The organism is Curtobacterium sp. HSID17257 (genome assembly GCF_003989515.1).
GTDB lineage: Bacteria > Actinomycetota > Actinomycetes > Actinomycetales > Microbacteriaceae > Curtobacterium.
Genome location: NZ_RBLU01000019.1, coordinates 1 through 19733, shown reverse-complemented (window position 1 = coordinate 19733; position 19733 = coordinate 1). Strand labels below are relative to the sequence as shown.

Genomic DNA, 19733 nt, shown 5'->3' with positions numbered 1-19733 from the left:
CCACCTCCCAACGTAGGACCTCGACCGGGGTTCCGGTCAGCGATTCCCAGGTTCGTCCGATCCCGGGCGCGCCGGACGACCGGCTCAGTCGCGCTTGAGCATCACGACCGAGGCGGCCGCCGCGACGAGCATGAGCGCCGCCGCCACCGCGCCGGTGATCGTCACGCCGGAGTCGAACGCGGCACGGGCGCTGTCGAGCAGTGCCTGCCCGGCGGTGCCACCGAGGTCCGCCGCCGCCGACACCGCGCCGCCGAGGGTCTCCTGCGCAGCCGTCCGCGCCGAGCCGGCGAGGGCGTCCGGCACCACCACGTGCGTCCGGTACGCGGTCGCCAGGATCGTGCCGAGCACGGCGGTGCCGAGCACGGCACCGATCTCGTACGCGGTCTCGGACACGGCCGATGCCGCACCGGCCTTGTCCGCGGGCGCCGTCGAGATGATGAGGTCGTTGGTGACGGTCTCCGACGCACCGATGCCGATGCCGAGCAGCACGAACGCGAACGCCAGCGCGACGATCGACGCGTGGTGCCCCAGGACCGAGACCATCGCGTACGCGGCGGCCGAGAACGTCAGGGAGACGGCGACGACCCACCGCGGGGCGACCCGGGCGACGATCGGCACGACGACGAGTCCGGCGACGATGGTGAGCACCGATCCGGGCACGAGCACCAGGCCGGACGTGAACGGGTCGAGCCCGGCGACCAGCTGCAGGTGCTGCGCGATGAAGAACAGGAACCCGGTGAGCGAGAACATCGCCGCCATGTTCATGAGCACGCTGCCCGTGAACGCGGTGCTCCGGAAGAGCCGGAGGTCGAGCATCGGGGTGCGGGAGCGGAGCTGCCGGCGGATGAAGGCGATGCCGCAGAGCACGCCGACCGCGAGGGCCGCGATCGCGAAGCCGCGTTCCTCCGGGTGCACGACCGACTTGATCGCCCAGGCGGTCGGAGCGAGGGTGCCGAGCGACAGGAGCATGCTCGGGACGTCCACCGGGCCGGGCTGCGGGTCGCGCGACTCCGGCACGGTGAACGGCACGGCGACGAGCATGACGACGAGGATCGGCACCGCGACGAGGAACACCGCACCCCAGTGGAAGTGCGCGAGCAGCACGCCGCCGACGAGCGGACCGAGGGCGTTGCCGGCCGCGAACATCGTCGACCACACGGCGAGCGCCATCCGCCGCTCCCCCGCGTCGACGAAGACGTTCCGGATGATCGACAGCGTGGCGGGCATGAGCATCGCCCCGAAGACGCCCATCACGGCGCGGGCGGCCACGAGCATCCAGGCCTCGGTCGCGAAGGCCGCGGCGACGGAGAGCAGCGCGAAGCCGGTCGCACCGACGACGAGGATGCGGCGACGCCCGATGCGGTCGCCGATGCTGCCCATCACGACGAGCAGACCGGCGAGCACCAGCGGGTAGGCGTCGACGATCCAGAGCTGGGTCGTCGCGCTCGGGTCGAGGGCGCGCGCGATGGTCGGCAGCGCGAAGCTCAGCACGGTGTTGTCGACGGAGATGAGCAGCACCGGGAGCATCAGCACGGCGAGTGCCGCGAACCGTCGGGCGCGGCTGCCGGTGACGGCGGTGGCGACGGGGCTGGTGAGCAGAGCGGACACGGTGACTCCCTGGGGAACGAGCCGGACCAGGTCGACGGCGGACACTTTCGGTGGGGCAGACGAGACGGGACGCGGAAGTGGTCACGCGCCCCGTCAGGACTCCGTGAGTGTACCGTCTGGACGGTTGTGGTTGCAAGTGCAACCAACGGCCGGACGGGAGGCCCGTGGCGGCATCGCCACGGGCCTCCCGTCCGGCTGCGCTCCCCTCGACGGGCCGGGGTCGCTCAGGCGGACTCGCGCACCAGCAACCGGTGGCGCACCGTGCGCTGCACGGCCGGGCCGGAGCGCGGCAGGTCGCCGGCGAGCATGCCGGTGGCCAGGTCGAGGGCCTCGCGCGCGACGGCGTCGAGGTCCACCGCGAGGGTCGTGAGGGTCGGGGCGACCAGCGTGCCGAGCGCGAGGCCGTCGACACCGACGACGCGCACGTCCCCCGGCACGTCGGCCCCGGCGCGTCGGCAGGCGCCCAGGACCCCGAGTGCCATGAGGTCGTTGAAGGCGAGCACCGCGTCGACGCGACGGAACCGCTCGAGCGCCCTCGTCGTCATCGCCGCGCCGAGCTCCGAGGTCGGGGCCTCGGCGATCGCGATCTCGGGCAGGTACCCGCGCCGCCGGAGGGCCTCGAGCATGAGCCGACCACGACCGCTCGGTCGTCCGGTGTCCGACGCGTCGACGATCACCGGGTGCCGGACCCCCGTCTCCACCAGGTGGTCGGCGAGGTCCTCGACGGCCTGGGTCGGGTCGATCCGGACGGCCCCGCGGAGCACCTCGCCCGCGGGGTCGAGCTCCACCACGGGGACGGACCCCAGGTGCTCGACGAGCTCGGGCGCCCGGGCACCGAGGTAGCCGATCACCACGTCCGTCTGCACCCCGAGCGCCCGGACCGCGCGGTCCGAGTCGCCGGCGAGCCCGGCGTCGGCGAGCATGACGTCCCACCCGCGCCCGGCGGCGAGCCGGAGCACCGCGGCCGCGAGCTCCGGCGAGTAGGGGTTCCGCAGGTCGTCGACGACGAGCCCGAGCTGCCGGTCCCCGCCCGTGACGAGACCCCGGCCGAAGCGCGACGGACGGTAGTCGAGCGCCGCGGCCGCCGCGAGCACGCGCTCCTTCGTCGCCGGGCTGATGCCGTACAGGCCGTTCACGGCCCGGGTGACCGTCTGGCGGGACACCCCGGCTGCGGCCGCGACGTCGTGGATCGTGGCGCGGGCCGGGGTCGGGCCGACGGTGCGGCTCAGGCGCGCAGGTCCAGCCACGCCACCTGCTCCGGGCTGAGCTCGACGGACAGCCCCGTCATCGAGGACCGTGCCTCGGCGATCGTGCGCGGTCCGAACAGCGGGAAGGTCGGGAACGGCTGGTGCAGCACGTACGCCAGGGCGATCGCCGTCGCCGGGACGCCGTACTGCTCGCCGAGCTCCCGGGCGCGACGGAGGCGCTCGAAGTTGTCGTCCGAGTAGTAGCAGCGCACGAGTTCGGCGTCGCTCGTGTCGTCCGGGGCGGCGCGGCCCGTGAAGAACCCGCGGGCCTGCGACGACCACGGCAGCAGCGGGACCTGGCGCTCCTCGAGCCAGCGCTTCGACGCCGGGTCGGTCGCGTGCTCGCAGCCGTCCCACGGCACGTCGTACGCCTCGGCCAGGCCGAAGTGGTTGCTGAGGACCTCGAAGCCGTGCTTGCCGTTCGCCGCCGCGTAGGCGTTCGCCTCGTCGAAGCGCGCCGGGGTCCAGTTCGATCCGCCGAAGACGCGGATCCGGCCGGCACGGCGGTGTTCGTCGACGACGTCGACGAACTCCCCGACGGGGACGTCCGGGTTGTCGCGGTGCATCATGTAGATGTCCGCGTGGTCGGTGCCCTGGCGCTCCAGGCTCTCCAGCAGCTGCCGGGTCAACGACTCCGGGTCGCAGTACGGGGTGTGGGCACCCTTCGTGATGACGACCACGTCGTCGCGGATGCCGCGGTTCTGGATCCACCGGCCGAGCCGCCCCTCGAGCACCCCGCCGCCGTAGATGTACCCGGTGTCGAAGACGTTGCCGCCCTGCTCGACGAACATGTCGAAGATCGCGCTCGCGTGGGCGAGGTCGGGCTGGTTGTCGACGCCCATCACCAGGCGGGACATGCGCTTGCCGACGCCGGGGACCTCGCCGTAGCGCATCGGGGCGTCGTCGCGGACGCGCAGGGGTCGCCCGCTCACCGTCGGGACGTCGGCGGTCTCGGCCTCGAACGGGTAGCGCAGGCCGATCGCGGCGCGCCAGCGGTCGAGGGTGCGGGCGGTGGCGAGGGTCTCGTCGAGGGTCATCTGCGCAGCCTCGACCGCGCCCGACGCCAGCGCCGCCGTGGTCGCGTCGGCCTCGAGGGCGTAGGGCTGCGCGCCGGCGAAGGACAGCGTGCGGGGGTCCTCGTCGACGGTGTGCACGGTGATGCTCGGGTCGGCCGACAGCGTCCACGGGTCGGTCAGCACGATGCGCCCGCGGGTGCCGTGCACGGTGACGGTGTTCTCGTCCTGCACGCGGACGCCGGTACGGACGCTCGCGGTGGTGCCGTCGCGGTACGTCAGGTGCGCGACCGTCCACTCGTCGACGCCGGTCGGCCCGAGGGTGCCGGTGGCGGTGAGCTCGACGGGCTCGGCGACGGCGACGCCCGTGGCGGCCTGCACGACCGCGGCGGCCATGGTCACCGGGTACCCGCCGACGTCGAGGATCCCACCGCCGGCGGTGGCGACGTCGAACAGCCGACCGCTGCGCTCCCCGCTGCGGAACGCGAAGGACGCGTCGACGTGCACGACGTCACCCACGACGCCCTCGCGCACGAGGTCGAGCAGGGCCGCGGTCTGCGGGTGGAAGCGGTACATGTACGCCTCGACCAGCGGCAGTCCGGCCTGGCGTGCCGAGTCGACCAGGGCCATCGCGGTGCCGTGGTTCGGCGCGAGGGGCTTCTCGCAGAGCACGGCCTTGCCGGCGTCGAGGGCGCGGAGCACCAGGTCGGCGTGGCCGGTGTGCACGGTCGACACGTACACCGCGTCGACGGCGGCGTCGGCGAGCACGGCGTCGTACTCCCCTGCACGGACGTCGGCGAAGCCGTGGTCGACGGCCTCGTCGGCGAACGCCTGCGCCCGGTCGGTCGACGAGCTCCCGGCGGCCACGAGGGTGCCGGTGCTCGCGGGCAGCTGGGAGAGGAAGCGGCGGGCGATGCCGCCCGGGCCGAGGACGGCCCAACCCGCTGCGGTCGGGGCCGAGGTCGTCGAGCCGTCCGTCCCGGTGCGGTCGTCGGGCGTGCTGGCGGGGGTCGCGGTCTGCGCTGACATGCGGATCCTGTTCGTGTCGTGAACCTTCACGGTCACGGCGACGCTAGCCGCGCGGATGCTGCCGGACAAGCCGTTCGTGAACGTTCACGAAACACCGCGGTCGTCACGGTCCGGACGGTTCCCTAGACTCGTCCGCATGGCAAGTGCCCGAGACCGTGTCCTGGACAGCTTCGTCGCCATCGTGTGCGAGGAGGGCGAGCGTCCGGCGACCCTCGACGCCGTCGCCGCGCGGGCCGGTGTCTCGAAGGGCGGACTGCTCTACCACTTCGGGTCGAAGGCCGCCCTGGTCGAGGGACTCTGCGAGCGGCTGTCCGACCTGTCCGCCATCGACGTGGACCGCATGCGCGACGCCGAGGACGGTGCCGCGCGGTACTTCGTGCGCAACTGCCTCTACGTCGGCAGCGAGCTCGACCTCGCCCTCCTCGCGGCCAGCCGGCTGCAGCAGGCCGGGTACGAGGAGGCCGGTCGCACCCTGGACGAGACCGAGAACGCGTGGCTGGAGACCCTGGTCGACGCCCTCCGCGACGTCCCCACGGCACAGGCGGTCAAGCTGCTCGGCGACGGGCTCTACCACCAGGCGTCCCTCGGTGCCGCGATCGCGACCGACGTCCGCCCGAACCGCGGCACCGTCGACATGGACGCCCTGCTCGCGGTCGTCGACCGGCTCATCGCGACGCGGCCCGCTGCCTGACCTCGGCGTCTCCCGGCCGTCCGTGAACCGGTCTGCTCCTTCCTGGGGATAGACTGGTCACGATCCACCCGCTCGAACCGGAGGTACCACCGTGGGCCGCGTCATCGCCGCTTTCTTCTCGATCCTGCTGCTGCTGGTGTCGATGTACCTGTTCGGGTTCGCGTTCCAGGTGCAGTCGGGCCAGGCGTTCGTCTTCATGGGCGGCCTCGTCCTCATGAGCCTCTCGTTCTTCCTGCCGATCCACGTCTTCGGCAAGAAGTAACACCAGCCGTACCACGACGGCCCCGCACCTCACGACGAGGTGCGGGGCCGTCGTCGTCCGTGCGGGCGCCACCGTGGGGGTGTCTCCGTCGAACTGTGTCGAACCACGAATCCGACATCGAACCACGCGCTTCGGCTGGTTCGATGTCGGATTCGTGATTCGTCGCGGGTCAGGCCATCTGGCGCAGGCTCCGGATCGACACGGCGGTGGCGATCGCGGCGTGCGCGGCCTCGGCGCCCTTGTCCTCCTTCGAGCCGGGCAGACCGGCGCGGTCGATGCCCTGCTGCTCGTCGTCCAGGGTCAGCACGCCGAACCCGACGGGCTTGCCGGTCTCGAGTGCGACGGTCGTCAGGCCGTTCGTCGCAGCGCTCGAGACGTACTCGAAGTGCGGGGTGCCCCCGCGGATGATCACCCCGAGGGCGACGACCGCGTCGAACCCGCTCTCGAGCGCGGCCTTGGCGACGACCGGCAGCTCGAAGCTCCCCGGCACGGGGACGACCTGCGCGGTGGCACCGAGGCGCTGCACCTCGCGCTGGGCTCCGGCAAGGAGACCCCCGGCGATCGTCTCGTGCCACTGCCCGGTCACGATCGCCACCCGGACCCCCGATCCGTCGACGTGGTCGCGCTCGGCGGCTCCTGCTCCGCTCATCGTGTCGTTCCCTCCTGGGGTGCGGACTCCGCCGCCGCCCGGTCTGCCGCGTCGAGCCACTCGACGAGTGCGGCGATGGTGATGACGGGCACGCCCTCGCGCGCCCCGAGTTCGACGAGACCCGGCAGACGCATCATCTCGCCGTCCTCGCCGACGATCTCGCAGATCGCCGCCGCGGGCCGGAGCCCGGCTGCGGTGACCAGTTCGATCGCGGCTTCGGTGTGCCCGGCACGTTCACGGACGCCGCCGGGTCGGGCCCGCAGCGGGACGACGTGTCCCGGGCGGTGCAGGTCGTCACGGACCGAGGTCGGGTCGGCGAGCACCCGCAGCGTGCGTGCCCGGTCGTGTGCGCTGATACCGGTCGTGATCCCGACGGCGGCGTCGACGGTCACGGTGTAGGCGGTCCCGCGGACGTCCTCGTTGTGGGCGACCATCGGTGGGAGGTCGAGCGCGTCGGCGATCTCGGCGCTGACCGGGGCGCAGATGAACCCGGACGAGTGCGCGACCGTCCACGCGACCCACTCCGGGCTGGCCGTCTCGGCGGCCAGGATCACGTCGCCCTCGTTCTCGCGGTGCTCGTCGTCGGCGACGATCACCGGGCGACCCGCGGCGATCGCCGCGACCGCGTCGTCGATGCTCGACAGGCTCGGCCCGGCCGCCTGCTCGGCGTGCGGGACGTCGACGGCGCTCACCGGGCCTCCAGGACGGGCGCGGTGGCTGCGTCGAGGCGGAGCATCCGGCGGACGTGCCGTGCGAGGACGTCGGTCTCGATGTTGACCCGGTCGCCGGGCACACGGGAGCCGAGCGTGGTGGCCTCGAGCGTCTCCGGGATGAGACTGACCTCGAACCAGGCGTCGGAGGGCGGGGTGTCCTCGGCGGAGACCGCACTGACCGTGAGCGAGACGCCGTCGATCGCGACGGACCCCTTGTCGACGACGAGCGGGCTGAGGTCGGGGGCGAGCGAGAACCGGACACGCCGCCAGCCGTCACCGTCGGCGGTCTCGAGCACGGTGGCGGTGCCGTCGACGTGCCCCTGCACGATGTGGCCGCCGAGTCGGTCGCCGACCGAGGCTGCGCGCTCCAGGTTGAGCCGGTCCCCCACGGCGAGCGCTCCGTGCGCGCTCATGTCGAGGGTCTGCTTCATGACGAAGGCGGTGAAGGTCTCGTCGGTCTGCTCGACCACGGTCAGGCACACGCCGCTCGTGGCGATGGAGTCGCCGTGCCGCGCGTCGGCGACGACCTTCGGGCCGCGGACGGTGAGCGCGACGGAGTCGCCGTGCTGCTCGACGGCGGTGACGGTGCCGAGTTCCTCGATGATGCCGGTGAACACTGGTGTCCTCTCAACGGGACTCCGGGGGTGCTCGACGGTCGTCGGCATGGACGGACGGGCCGTGGCACCCCGCGTACGAGGGCACGTCCTGTCCGCCAGCGCTTCCTCCCGTCCGGACTCTCACCGTCGGTCCCGGAGTTCCGCCGGGTCAACATCGGCGGGGTTCGCACCCTGCGTCAGCTCGTGGACTGTCACCACCGGTTCGGACTTGCACCGACCCCGGAGCGCTTGCGTGACTGAAATGATACCCCACACCCCGGACGTCCGTCCGGGGCGTTGCGCCCGGTGACGGAGGTGCGGCCCCGGTGCGGACCACAGGCCGGACGGGAGGCGAGTGGCGGTGGCGGTGGCGGTGGCGCGTCGAGCCTCCCGTCCGCCCCGCGCTGCGACGTGGGACGCTGGCGTCTCGACCATGTCGGGCGTCAGCTCCGGCCGCGCACCAGCGCCACCGCCTGCCGCAGCGACAGGTCCGGCAGGTAGGCCCGCACGACCGCGACCCCGATCGCCGGGAGCGCCACCGGGTCCGGGTAGGCGAGCACGAGCGGGTGCAGCTCGGGCCCGAACTTCGCCTTGAAGCGCAGCAGCGAGCGGAAGCCGTAGACCGGCTCGAGCACGCCGCCGACCAGGTCGAGCAGGTCCTGCACGCCCTCGCCGGCGGGGGCACCCTCGGCGGACTGCGCGAGCGGTGCCGCCGACAGGCTGAGCCGTTCGACACCGTCCTCCCGCATGCGCTGAGCGGCGCTGGCGACGAGGAACTCCATCGTGCCGTTCGGCGCGGCGGCCGTGCGGCGCATGACGTCGAGCGTCCACCCGACGACCCTGCCGGCGCGGTGACTCGGCAGCCAGCTCGTGACGGCGAGGACGGTGCCCTCGGGGTCGAGTGCGACGAGCGTCCGGACGGCGGGGTCCCGCATCTCGTCGACCCCGCCGAGCGTGAAGCCCATCTCGGGCAGCTCCCGCTCGGAGACCCACTCCTCGGAGATCGCCTCGATCTGCCGCACCGTCGCCGGCGGCAGGTCCTGCCACGAGGACCACAGTGCGGTGATGCCCTCGCGGTCCGCCTTGTTCACAGCGGTGCGGACGTCCTGCTTCTTCTTGCCGCTCGTGGTCCAGGTGCGGGGGTCGAGGTCGGCGTCCTCCGCGACCGGCAGCGTCTCCCAGCCCTGCGCCGTGAGCGTGCCGGCTGCCTCGGCGCCGATCCCGTAGAACACGGCCGTCCAGCCGTTGTCGTCGCACCACCGGGCGAAGTCGACCATCGCCGCGTCGCGCGCGTCCGGCCACCCGAACGGACCACCGACCGTCACCGCGACCCGACCGTTGCGGCGGAAGGCCACGCCGGCGCGGCCGTCGTCGCTGAACCAGTACGCGTTGCCCTGCCAGGTCGTCATCCACCCGAAGGTGTCACCGCCGGCTGCCTCGAGCAGCGTCCGGGCGCGGAGCCGGCTCTCGCGCAGCCCGTCGGCGTCCGCGTCGGGTTCCACGGCGCCGGTCGGCCGGACGGCGGCGCCGGCGACGACCAGCCAGAGCACCGGTCCCGCGGCCCCGAGCACGAAGCGCAGTGCGGGGTCGAGGGTGGCCAGCCGGTCCCAGAACACGACGGGTGACAGCGGGCCGAGCGCCGCGACGACGAGCCGCAGCGGGTCCGCGACCGTCTCGCGGGTCGAGGCCGCGGTGACGAGCACGACGGTCGTCACGACGACGAGCGCGCCGAGGACGACGACGGCGAAGGTCACGACGCGTCGGCGTGCCGGCAGGACCGTGAAGGACCGGCGGAGCAGCACGAGCACGAGTGCGGTCGCGAGCGGGACGACGACCGACGCGATCACGGAGACGGTGACCACGAAGCGGTTCTCGGCGCCGTGCAGCTTCGCGGCCCCGGCGGGCAGGAGCCCGTACGTCACCGCGGCCGCGACGGCGAGCACCACGTCGACGACCACCGCGAGCCAGACCGCGAACCGGCTCCCCCGGAACAGCCCGAGTCCGGCGACGAGGAGCACGAGGAGCGGCGCGACCGCGAGCACGAGCGTCCACGGGTCGGTGGCCCGGTACGCCAGGAGTCCCCGGAGGCACTCGCCCGACGCACTGTCCGCGTGGCAGCCGTGGACCGGGGTGACCGGCCCGGTGCCGACGACGGCCGCGAGCGGGGCGAGGAGCCCGACCCGGGCGCGGGAGACGAGCGCGATGACCGGTCCGACCGCGGACACCAGGACCACGGTGCCGAGCAGGACGCGCGTCTCGCGGTGCGAGCTCCGGGTCCACCCGAGCCGGGCGGGGCCGCGACGGAGCAGGTCACCGAGCAGCCAGCCCGCCGCGGTCGCGAGTGCGGCGTAGAGGTCGGAGGCGTGTCCGGCGTAGAGCAGCAGGGCGGCGACGACGGCCACGGCGTTGACGCGGATCCGTCGGCGCCAGAGCGGACCGGCGAAGGCGCTCGCGGTGACGATCGTCCCGACCAGCGCGGTCCAGGGATCGAAGCTCGTGGCGCGTCCGAGCAGCAGGCTCCCGACCTGGCGACCGTCCTGGTCGACGAGTGCGGTCAGGGCGCCGAGGCCCGTGCCGACGACGGTCGTCACGACGAACGCGAGCGCCGTCCTCCGGCCGCCCATGAGTCGCTCCGACGCCCCGACGAGCACGACGACCCCGGCGAGGGTGAGCACGAGTGCCAGCACCCCGGTGGTGACGGCGAAGACCCGGAAGGGCCAGAAGGGCACCGCGTCGAGGGTCCCGGTGCGCCCGACGACGCGGACGACGAGACCCGCGACCGAGGTGAGGAGCACGAGGACGAAGACGACGGCGGTGACCGGGTACCGCCGGACCGACCGCACGACACGCGACCACACGGCGGCCGCCCCTGATCCGATCCTGCTCACAGCGCACCGTCCTGTTGCGGGAGACCGAGGTGTGCCAGGACGACCGGCAGTCCGTGCGCGAGCACGTACCGGACGGTGTTCCAGTCGTGGGCCGATCCCGGCGACACGATGACCTGCGTCTGCATGCCCGCACGGACCGCTGCTGCGTGCAGGGTCTCGGTCGACGCCCGGTAGGGGGCGTCCATGGAACCGTAACCGAAGACGGTGAGGTGGTCGTGGTACTGCCCGTGTGCCGCCATGATCGCGACCGGTGCCGCGGCGCGGTACGCCGCCGTCGACCCGCCGAAGGCCAGCTCGGTGCTCGTGTGCGCGTTGCCCGTCACCGGAGCGAGCTCGCTCGAGATGGCCAGGGCGGAACCGAACACGTCGGGGTGCTCGGTGGAGAACTGCATCGTGCAGGTCGCACCCTGGGAGAACCCGAGGACGCCCCAGGCTCCGGGGCCGGTGGCGACCGGCAGGTGGTGCTCGATCCAGTGCACCGTGTCGGTCATCACGTAGGTCGCGCTCCGGCCGAGGCGTCGGGAGTCGACGCACATCGGGTTGCGGTTCGGCGCCGCCAGCTGGTCCGGCGAGACGACGATCGGTGCGAGGCCGTGGTGCGCGGCGGCGTAGCGGCCGAGGAAGCTCCCGAGGTCGCCGGTCTGGAACATGTCGGCCGGCTGCCCGGGCTGCCCGGAGAGCGCGACGATGACGGGCAGCCGTGGCGGGTCGGCCACCTGTGCGGCCGGCGGGAGCCAGACCACCGCCTTGCGTGCCCGGAAGTGCGACACCGTGCCGGGGATCTTCACGCTGATCGTCTCGCCCGTCGACGGCATGCCGGCCGGGGCGTGCCAGTCCGCTGCGTCGACCTCGAGGTGCGAGCCGGTACCCGCCATCGTCCGCAGGTCCCGTGTCGGGTAGGGGTTGGTGGCGACGGCCTGCTCGATGTTCTTGTAGAACCCGAAGTCCACGTTGACGCCGAGGCCCGCCGACAGCACGAGTGCACCGGCGGCGGCGACGGCGAGGACCCGCGCGAGCCAGCCGCCCTGGACCGCCACCACGAGCAGCAGCACCACACCGGCGAACGCGAAGGCGATCCACATCCGGGTGACGGGGGTGAACTGCACGCCGAAGTCGTCCTGCACGTCGCCGGTCCACCACACCGCGGCGAGGCCCACGGCGGCTCCGACCGCGGCTCCCCCGATGCGCACCGCTGCACGGCGGAGTCGGTGTCGCTCCCGCCGCGGACCGATCAGCACCCATCCGGCGAGGAGGGCTGCGATGACGTACACCGGGACGAGCAGGCTGCTGCCGGTGATCGGGACGCGGAGGAGTTCGTGGAGCACGGGTTCATCGTGGCCCCGCACCGCTGCCGCACAGCCTCGGAAGCGCTTCCACTGCACACAGGTTGGGCACTGATCACTCCCAGGGACGCTCCAGTCGCTCCACAGTGGCACCCGGTCGGTGGACACGGATCGGAGGGGCGCCGCGGACGACGCCCCTCCGATCCCCTGGTGTCAGGCGGTGCGCTTGCGGAGCAGGAGCATGCCGGCTCCGAGGAGCAGGAGCAGGAACGCGATACCCGCGGGGACCGTCTGCGAGCCGGCCCCGGTGTACGCGAGCTCGGGCTGCGCAGCCGCCGCAGGAGCGGTCGCCGTACCCGCCGATGCCGACACGGTCGGCCGGGAGGCACCGGTCGCCATGACCGCGCCGGCCGCGGTGACGTCCGTGGTCGCGACCGGGACGGTGGTCACGCCCGGCAGGGAGGTGCCGGGAGTGGTGCCGCCGGGCACGGTCGTGCCGGGGTCGGTGCCCGGGTCAGTTCCGGGGTCCGTGCCCGGGTTCGTTCCCGGGTCCGTGCCGGGGTCGGTACCCGGGTCCGTACCCGGGTTCGTGCCGGGGTCGGTACCCGGGTCCGTACCCGGGTTCGTGCCGGGGTCGGTACCCGGGTCAGTGCCCGGGGTCGTGGTGCTGGTGCCGTCACCGACGATGCCGATGCCGTTCCCACCGATCGTGATCGGCACGCTGATCACCGGGACGACCTGCGTCCCACCGAGCAGGCCGCCGTCACCGGAGGTCGTGCCACCCGCGGTCGGGGTCGTGCCCGAACCCGTGCCCGGGGTCGTCGTGCTGGTGCCGTCACCGACGATGCCGATGCCGTTCCCACCGATCGTGACCGGGACGGACACGACCGGGGCGACCTGCGTCCCGGAACCCACGCCGTCGTCACCCGACGTCGTGCCACCCGCGGTCGGGGTCGAACCCGAGCCGGTGCCCGGAGCGGTGCCGGTGCCGGTGCCGGGGGCCGGCGTCCCGCCGCCACCCGGGGTCGGGGTCTCGCCGTCACCCGGGGTCGGGGTCTCGTCGGCCGCCAGGTCGAAGCCGACCAGGATCGGGTCGTGGTCGCTCGCCCGGTACACGTCGTCGCGGTACAGGTCGGAAACGTTCACGTTGTGGCGGCTGTACTCGAGGCCCACCGACTCGGTCGAGTTGATGTTCCAGATGTCCACGCCCGTGACGGCGGCGAGCGCAGCCGGGGACGCGAGCACGTGGTCGAGGGAGCCGCTCAGGCCGCTGAAGACGTAGGAGTACTCCGAGGAGTCCTCGGCCGGCGCCAGGTCGGTGTACCCGGCGTCGCGCAGGACGACCATCGGGTCCTCCTCGCTGTAGGCGTTGAAGTCGCCGATCAAGAACACGCGGTCGGTGCCGTACTGCTGCTGCATCGACGTCGAGAACGTCGCGAGTGCCTTCGCCTGCCGGACGCGGTCGGCGTTCGATGCTCCCTGTCCGTCTCCCTGGTCGGCGTTCTCGCCGATGCCCGAGCCCTTGGACTTGAAGTGGTTGGCGATCACGAGGAAGTCGTCGGCGGCGGTCCCGCCGACCGGGCGGAAGGCGTCGGCGACGGGCTGCCGCTGGAAGACGTCGGAGTCCGTCAGGATCGTGGACTCGCCGGTGGGCGCGACCCGGTCCTTCTTGTAGATGAGCGCGAGGCGGATGACGTCCTCGTTCGCGGCGAGCTTCGCCGGGGACTTCGCGTAGGCCCAGGTGTCCTGCCCGGTGGCCCGGTTGAGCGCCGCCACGAGGGTCGCCACGGCCGCGTCGCGGTCCTGGCCGAAGGCGGCGGAGTTCTCGATCTCCTCGAGCGAGACGACGTCGGCACCGAGGGCGTTGATCGCCTTCACGATCTTCACCTGCTGCCGCTCGAGGTCGTCGGCGTTCGCGGCACCGCGGGCGTTGCAGCCGGAGTTGACCGTGAGCGGGTTGCCCGCGCGGTCCACGTAGTACTTGCACCCCGTGAGCTGGTCACCCGTGGTCGGGAAGTAGTTCAGCACGTTGAAGCCGGCGAGCCGGAGGTCGCCACCGACGTCCTCCGGCGCCGCGGTGCGGACGTCCGAGAACGACGCGGGCAGGTCGGCCGCCGGGGTCGCGCCGGTGATCGGCGTGGTCGGCTGGAACTTCCACGCGTCGTTCCGGTGGTCGAGGACGACCGGCTTCGAGAAGGTCGCTGCGGCGCCGACCGTGACCGGGCCCTGGGTGAGCCAGGACACGGGGATCTCACGCGCAGCCTGGCTCTGGTCGTCACGCGGCAGGAAGTTCGTGCTCGCACCGTCGTCGAGGACGATCTTGCGCGCGGCGTTGTCGGCGACGACCGCGGCGTACTCGGCGCTGCCCGGGCGGGCGACCTCGGTCGGCTGGATCAGGCGCTCCGTCCCCGCGGCGAGCGCGATCTCGCCGTACTGGTTCGTCGTGTAGTTGTCGGCGACCGTGTAGTCGCCCTGCGGTGCGACGAGCATGCTCTCGAGCGACTCGCGCTGCGCATCGGTGCGCGGCAGCGTCAGTGTGGCGGGGACCGGCTGCACGACGCTCGCGGCGGGGAGCTTCTCGACGTCGGCGGTCGAGGCGACCTCGAGCTCGGTGAGACCGTCGTACTCGGCGACCGTGCCCGTGAGGCGCACGGCGTCGCCGATGGTGACGCTGCCCGCGGTCGCGGCGGAGAACACGAACACGGCGTCCGACGCGGTGTGCGTGGCGAGGTCGACCGCGCCGCCGGTGCCGGCGGTCTGGACCGTGTAGCCGTTCAGACCACCCGTCGCGTAGACGGCGGTCACGACGCCGTCGGTGACGACGCGCTTGCCGACGTACGGCGACGCGGTGCCGGTGCCCTGCAGCTGCGCGATGGTGACGGCCTCGGCGGGACCGGCCGGCGTGCCGGGGTCGGTGGGCCCGGGATCGGTGGTGCCGCCGCCGGTCTGACCGGCCGCGTTCTCCGGCGTGATCGACGTGGTGACGCGGAAGTCCGCCGCGTTCGAGTCCGAGTCCGCCGCGCCCGTGCGAGCGAGCGCGTCAGGGACGGTGTTGCCCGAACCGGCGGTCGCGACGGCGGTCTCGAAGGTGTTCGACGTGCCGTAGCCGAGCAGGTCCACGACCCCTGGCGTCCCCGTCGCGACGGCGCCGGCGGGCAGCGCGAGCGCACTCGCCTGGTCCGAGAGCACGAGTGTGCCGGTCGTCCCCGAGGGGTTCAGCCCGGTGACGGCGTCCGGGGTGGGCAGCGCTGCACCGACCTTGCCGTTCGACCCCATCTGCACGAGGAACGACCCCTTCGCGGGGACCGTGCCCGAGAGGGCGCCCGTCGCGAAGCTCGCGGCGCCGGTCGCGGACCGGTACTGGAGCGTCCAGCCGGAGAGCGACACCGGCGCGTCCGTGGGGTTCTCGAGCTCGACGAACTTGTTCGTGAAGGGCTGGTTCGCGCTGCCGCCCTTCAGGTAGGCCTCGGAGATGACGAGACCGGTACCCGCGGGGTTCGCGACGGCGGTGGTGACGGAGACGAGTGGGGCGGCGACGATCGTCGCTGCGACCGTGGCGCACAACACGGTGCGCCGCAGGAGGTTGGGCATGCTGACCTTCGGCAGGAGGAGGGGGACTGCACCACGCTAGACACCTGATCGGTCGCTCAGGTTTCGGTCAGGTGAACGATCCGGTCCACCCCAGAGCAGGGGTCACTCAGTCGGCGACCGGGAACCACCCGCTGCCGACGCGGTGCACGGCGGGCCCGTGCCCGGGGAGCACGATCTCCGGGATCGGCAGCGCCCGAGCCGACTCGAGCGCCGTCGTCTGGTCCGCGGTGAAGAACGACGTGATCATGCGCGGCCGCGGCTGCCACGACCCGGGGAGCGTGTCGTGGTGCGACACCACCGCGTCGCCGGTGACGATCGCGTTCGCCGCCGGCAGCAGGTAGGCCGTCGACCCCGCCGTGTGCCCGACGGCGGGGAACGGTGTCATCGCGTGCCCCTCGAAGTCGTGTGCGGTGAATGCCCGGGCGGTCGGGACGGTCACCGGTCGCAGGGCGTCGGAGCCGAGCGCCCGGGCCAACCAACGGAGGGTCCGCGGTGCGGCCAGGCGCCCGCCGATCTCCGCCGGTCGGACCTGCTGCCGGTGCGGTCCGCGCACGTTGTCGAGCTCGTCGGCGTGGGCCAGGACCTGCACGTGCGGGTACCGCTCGAGGATCCCGGGGATGCCGCCGACGTGGTCGACGTGCCCGTGCGTGACGTAGACGCGGCGCAGGTCCTCCGGATCGTGGCCGGCCCAGCGCACGGTGTCGAGGACGAGGTCGCTGTCCGCCGGGTAGCCGGCGTCGATCAGCGCGACGCCGTCCTCCTCCGCGAGCACGACCCAGTTCGACACCGGCCCCTCGACGAACACCACCCCGGGTGCGACGGAGACGACGGACCGGGGCCTGCGGGAGCTCATCCCCCGACGGTACCGGCGTCCGGCTCGTCGTCCGACCGGCGCGCACGGGTCTGCGCCGCCCGGGCCGCGAGCTCGTCGTCCCCCGGGTAGCCGACCTCGGTGAGGGTCAGACCGGCCGCGGGTGCGACCTTGAACGCGCTCGTGCGCTGCTGCGCGACCCGCAGTTCCTCGAGGCGGTCCGGGCCGAAGCGGCCCTCGCCGACGGCGATGGTCGCCCCGACCATCGCGCGCACCATGGAGTGGCAGAACGCGTCGGCCTGGAGGCGCGCCACCAGCACGCCGTCCGGCTCGCGGTCCCAGCGGAACTCCTGCAGCGTCCGGATCGTGGTCGCGCCCTCGCGCGGCTTGCAGAAGGTCGCGAAGTCGTGCAGCCCGAGCAACGTCAGCGCACCGCGCTCCATCGCCGCCGGGTCCAGGCGCGTCGGGTGCCAGAGCGTGTGCCCCCGACGACGCGGGTCGCGCGGGGCGTCGGCGTCCGCCACCCGGTACTCGTACCGCCGCCAGAGCGGGGAGAACCGGGCGTCGAACCCGTCCGGCGCGATCGACGCCCGCGTGACGACGACGTCTCCCGTCGCCCCGGCGAGCCCGTTCACGCGCTTGACGAGCCCGTCGAGCGAGGTCCGCGGCGGTCCGTCCGGCGACGACCGCCGCGGCCGGGTGAGCGCACCCCACTGCTCCGCGGTCAGGTCGAGGTGGGCGACCTGCCCGGTGGCGTGCACCCCGGCGTCGGTCCGACCGGCGACCGTCAGCTGCGGCGGCTCGCCCCACCGGGTGAAGACCGTGGCGAGCGCGGACTCGAGCGCACCCTGCACCGTCCGCAGGCCGGGCTGCCGGGCCCAGCCGGAGAAGGCGGTGCCGTCGTACGCGACGTCCAACCGCAGGCGCACGCCAGCGCCGCCGCCGGGGTCCGAGTCGTCCGTCCCTGCCACGGGAGCGAGCGTACCGGGGCCGGGGTGGGCCTCCCGTCCGACCACGCTGACGGCGACCGCGCCCGCCCCGCTGACGGCGAGCGCCCGACCGTGTCAGCGCCACGTCAGTGCCGCGTGAGCGGCCGGCGGCACGATCGTCCCGACATCGACGAAAGGACCTGTGCGATGACCACCACACCACTCGCCGTCGAGGCGACCGGCCTCGTGAAGACGTTCGGCAGCAACCGGGCCGTGGACGGTGTCGACCTCCGCGTCGAGGCCGGCACGGTCTACGGCGTGCTCGGCCCGAACGGCGCCGGCAAGACGACCACCATCTCGATGCTCGCGACCCTGCTCCGGCCGGACGGCGGCGAGGCCCGCGTCTTCGGGCACGACGTCCGCCGCGAGCCGCAGACCGTCCGCTCCCTGATCGGGGTGACCGGGCAGTACGCGAGCGTCGACGAGACCCTGAGCGCCACCGAGAACCTCGTCATCTTCGCGCGACTGCTCGGGCTGTCCCGCGGCGACGCGAAGCGCAAGGCACGCGAGCTGCTCGAGCGCTTCGGGCTGACCGAGGCCGCGTCGCGCCCGCTCAAGGCGTTCTCCGGCGGCATGCGGCGTCGGCTGGACCTGGCGGCGAGCCTCATCGCGCAGCCGCCGCTGATCTTCCTCGACGAGCCGACCACGGGGCTCGACCCGCGGACCCGTGCGCAGATGTGGGACACGATCCGCGAGCTCGTCGCGACCGGGTCGACCGTCCTGCTCACGACGCAGTACCTCGACGAGGCCGACCAGCTCGCCGACCGCATCGCCGTCATCGACCACGGCCGGGTGGTCGCCGAGGGCACCGCCGACGACCTGAAGTCCTCGGTGGGCACCGCCTCGCTGCAGCTCCGCCTGGCGGACGCGGAGCCGGACGCCCTCGCGACCGCGGCCGCGCTCGTCGAACGCGTGCTCGGCACCCCGGCGGTCGTCAGCCCGGAGGGCGCTCGGCTGACCGCCCCGATGACCGCCCCCGACCGCGTCACCGACCTGCTCGTCTCGTTTCGCGACGCGGGGATCTCGCTCGCCGAGATGAGCGTGCAGAAGCCGACCCTCGACGAGGTCTTCCTCACCATCACCGGCGCACCGGCCGACGCCGACACCACCACGACCGACCGCGCGCTCGAAGGGAGCCTCGCATGACCGCCACCACCCTCACCCCGACCACCACGCCGTCCTCGGCGCCGCGCGTCACCCCACGCCCCGGGGTCGGCGGCTCCGGCCTCGCCGCCACCGTCCGCCAGTCGTTCACGATGGCGTACCGCGGGCTCGTGAAGATCCGCCGGACGCCGGAGCAACTGTTCGACGTGACGCTCATGCCGATCGTCTTCACGGTGATGTTCACGTACATCTTCGGCGGCGCGATCTCCGGCGACGTCGGGAGCTACCTGCCGGTGATCATCCCCGGCATCCTCGTGCAGACGGCGATCACGTCGTCGGTCGTCACCGGGGTGCAGCTCCGCGAGGACATGGACAAGGGCGTGTTCGACCGCTTCCGGTCGCTCCCGATCGCCCGGATCGCCCCGCTCGCCGGCGCGCTGCTCGCCGACACCGTCCGGTACGCCATCGCGACGACGATCACGTTCGTCGTGGGCATCGTCATGGGTCTGCGTCCCGCCGGAGGCCTCGGCGCCGTGCTGCTCGCGGCGCTCCTCGTCATCGTGGTGGCGTGGGCGATCAGCTGGGTCTTCGCCTACTTCGGGGTGATCGCCCGGACCGCGTCGAGCGTGTCCGGCATCGCGAACCTCGTGCTGTTCCCGCTGACGTTCCTGTCGAACGCGTTCGTCCCGACCGACACCCTGCCCGCCTGGCTGCGCTGGTTCACCGAGGTCAACCCGGTCTCGCACCTCATCACCGCCGTCCGCGACCTGGTGAACCACGGCGTCGTCGGCGGTGACCTCTGGCTCAGCCTGCTCGGTGCGGCCGTGGTCGTCGTGGTGTTCGCCCCGCTGACGGTCCGCGCGTACATGCGGAAGGCCTGACGCGGGCTCGGCCCGGCGGACGGCCCGGCGATCTGTCGTCCGACCGCGATGGCGGCCGGGTGGTGCCTGCCTGCCGTGCCGGACAGGCGCACCGATCTCAGTCAGGAGCGACGTCGTGGTCGCCGACGACGGACGCGGGGACCACGTCGTCGGCGAGGTTGCCGCACGACCCCGCGGCGAGGGAGAACCGGACGCCGGACGTGCCGTCGAGTGCGACGGGCGCAGCGCCCGCGGACCCGGAGGAGGCACCGCCGGTGGTGCCCGAGACACCCGGGCCGGACGGGAGGCCGTCGTGGCCGTCACCGTCCGCCGGGACGCGGAGTGCTGCGCCGCCGACCGTCGCCGCGACCGGGGCGGCGGCACCGACAACGGTCGCGA

Annotated in this window: 14 protein-coding genes, 2 pseudogenes and 1 riboswitch; of the genes and pseudogenes, 4 read left to right on the top strand and 12 right to left on the bottom strand. The window is 73.2% G+C overall.

The window, feature by feature from the left end; all coding sequences use genetic code 11:
* Positions 1 to 84: 84 nt before the first annotated feature.
* From D8M35_RS05285 to D8M35_RS05275, 3 genes are all read right to left on the bottom strand, one after another.
* Positions 85 to 1608: an MFS transporter gene (locus D8M35_RS05285; protein WP_126890909.1), complete on the bottom strand. Its 1524-nt coding sequence runs from the start codon at positions 1606 to 1608 to the stop codon at positions 85 to 87.
* 224 nt (positions 1609 to 1832) lie between these two features.
* Positions 1833 to 2855 carry a LacI family DNA-binding transcriptional regulator gene (locus D8M35_RS05280; protein WP_238638107.1) on the bottom strand — a complete coding sequence of 341 codons (1023 nt, stop codon included), beginning with the start codon at positions 2853 to 2855 and terminating at the stop codon, positions 1833 to 1835.
* The gene (locus D8M35_RS05275; protein ID WP_126890908.1) at positions 2834 to 4897 is read right to left on the bottom strand and encodes an aldo/keto reductase; all 2064 of its coding nucleotides are present in this window, start codon (positions 4895 to 4897) and stop codon (positions 2834 to 2836) included. The genes D8M35_RS05280 and D8M35_RS05275 overlap by 22 nt, the downstream gene beginning before the upstream one ends.
* Before the next feature lie 136 nt (positions 4898 to 5033).
* Here D8M35_RS05275 and D8M35_RS05270 point away from each other — a divergent pair, with 136 nt between their 5' ends.
* Both D8M35_RS05270 and D8M35_RS16350 read left to right on the top strand, forming a co-directional pair.
* On the top strand, positions 5034 to 5588 hold the full coding sequence (locus D8M35_RS05270) for a TetR/AcrR family transcriptional regulator (RefSeq protein WP_126890907.1): 555 nt from the start codon (positions 5034 to 5036) through the stop codon (positions 5586 to 5588).
* Between the two features lie 91 nt (positions 5589 to 5679).
* Entirely contained in the window at positions 5680 to 5850 is a 171-nt protein-coding gene (locus D8M35_RS16350) for a hypothetical protein (protein WP_153257430.1), read from the top strand.
* 169 nt (positions 5851 to 6019) lie between these two features.
* Here the strand turns inward: D8M35_RS16350 and ribH are convergent, their stop codons facing one another.
* From ribH to truA, 8 genes and pseudogenes are all read right to left on the bottom strand, one after another.
* Entirely contained in the window at positions 6020 to 6499 is a 480-nt protein-coding gene (gene ribH, locus D8M35_RS05265) for a 6,7-dimethyl-8-ribityllumazine synthase (RefSeq protein ID WP_126890906.1), read from the bottom strand.
* 50 nt (positions 6500 to 6549) lie between these two features.
* Positions 6550 to 7143: pseudogene (ribB, locus tag D8M35_RS05260) on the bottom strand (3,4-dihydroxy-2-butanone-4-phosphate synthase); the annotation flags it as partial.
* Between the two features lie 44 nt (positions 7144 to 7187).
* Positions 7188 to 7829 carry a riboflavin synthase gene (locus D8M35_RS05255; RefSeq protein ID WP_126890904.1) on the bottom strand — a complete coding sequence of 214 codons (642 nt, stop codon included), beginning with the start codon at positions 7827 to 7829 and terminating at the stop codon, positions 7188 to 7190.
* Between the two features lie 96 nt (positions 7830 to 7925).
* Positions 7926 to 8059: riboswitch (FMN riboswitch) on the bottom strand.
* A 192-nt stretch (positions 8060 to 8251) separates the two neighbouring features.
* Positions 8252 to 10696, bottom strand: coding sequence for a bifunctional lysylphosphatidylglycerol flippase/synthetase MprF (locus D8M35_RS05250; protein ID WP_126890903.1), 2445 nt, complete (start codon positions 10694 to 10696; stop codon positions 8252 to 8254).
* Positions 10693 to 12021 (bottom strand): esterase family protein, encoded by a 1329-nt coding sequence (locus D8M35_RS05245; RefSeq protein WP_126890902.1) that lies wholly within the window; start codon positions 12019 to 12021, stop codon positions 10693 to 10695. The genes D8M35_RS05250 and D8M35_RS05245 overlap by 4 nt, the downstream gene beginning before the upstream one ends.
* A 171-nt stretch (positions 12022 to 12192) precedes the next feature.
* Positions 12193 to 15570, bottom strand: coding sequence for an ExeM/NucH family extracellular endonuclease (locus tag D8M35_RS05240; RefSeq protein WP_238638106.1), 3378 nt, complete (start codon positions 15568 to 15570; stop codon positions 12193 to 12195).
* Between the two features lie 106 nt (positions 15571 to 15676).
* Positions 15677 to 16423: an MBL fold metallo-hydrolase gene (locus tag D8M35_RS05235; RefSeq protein ID WP_126890901.1), complete on the bottom strand. Its 747-nt coding sequence runs from the start codon at positions 16421 to 16423 to the stop codon at positions 15677 to 15679.
* Positions 16420 to 17352, bottom strand: a complete 933-nt coding sequence (gene truA / locus D8M35_RS05230; RefSeq protein WP_238638105.1) for a tRNA pseudouridine(38-40) synthase TruA — start codon at positions 17350 to 17352, stop codon at positions 16420 to 16422. Before truA ends, D8M35_RS05235 begins: the two co-directional genes overlap by 4 nt.
* 165 nt (positions 17353 to 17517) lie before the next feature.
* Here truA and D8M35_RS05225 point away from each other — a divergent pair, with 165 nt between their 5' ends.
* Both D8M35_RS05225 and D8M35_RS05220 read left to right on the top strand, forming a co-directional pair.
* On the top strand, positions 17518 to 18516 hold the full coding sequence (locus tag D8M35_RS05225; protein ID WP_126890900.1) for an ATP-binding cassette domain-containing protein: 999 nt from the start codon (positions 17518 to 17520) through the stop codon (positions 18514 to 18516).
* The gene (locus D8M35_RS05220) at positions 18513 to 19355 is read left to right on the top strand and encodes an ABC transporter permease (RefSeq protein WP_126890899.1); all 843 of its coding nucleotides are present in this window, start codon (positions 18513 to 18515) and stop codon (positions 19353 to 19355) included. The genes D8M35_RS05225 and D8M35_RS05220 overlap by 4 nt, the downstream gene beginning before the upstream one ends.
* Positions 19356 to 19452: 97 nt before the next feature.
* Here the strand turns inward: D8M35_RS05220 and D8M35_RS16560 are convergent.
* Positions 19453 to 19733 (bottom strand): annotated as a pseudogene (locus tag D8M35_RS16560) (hypothetical protein); the annotation flags it as partial.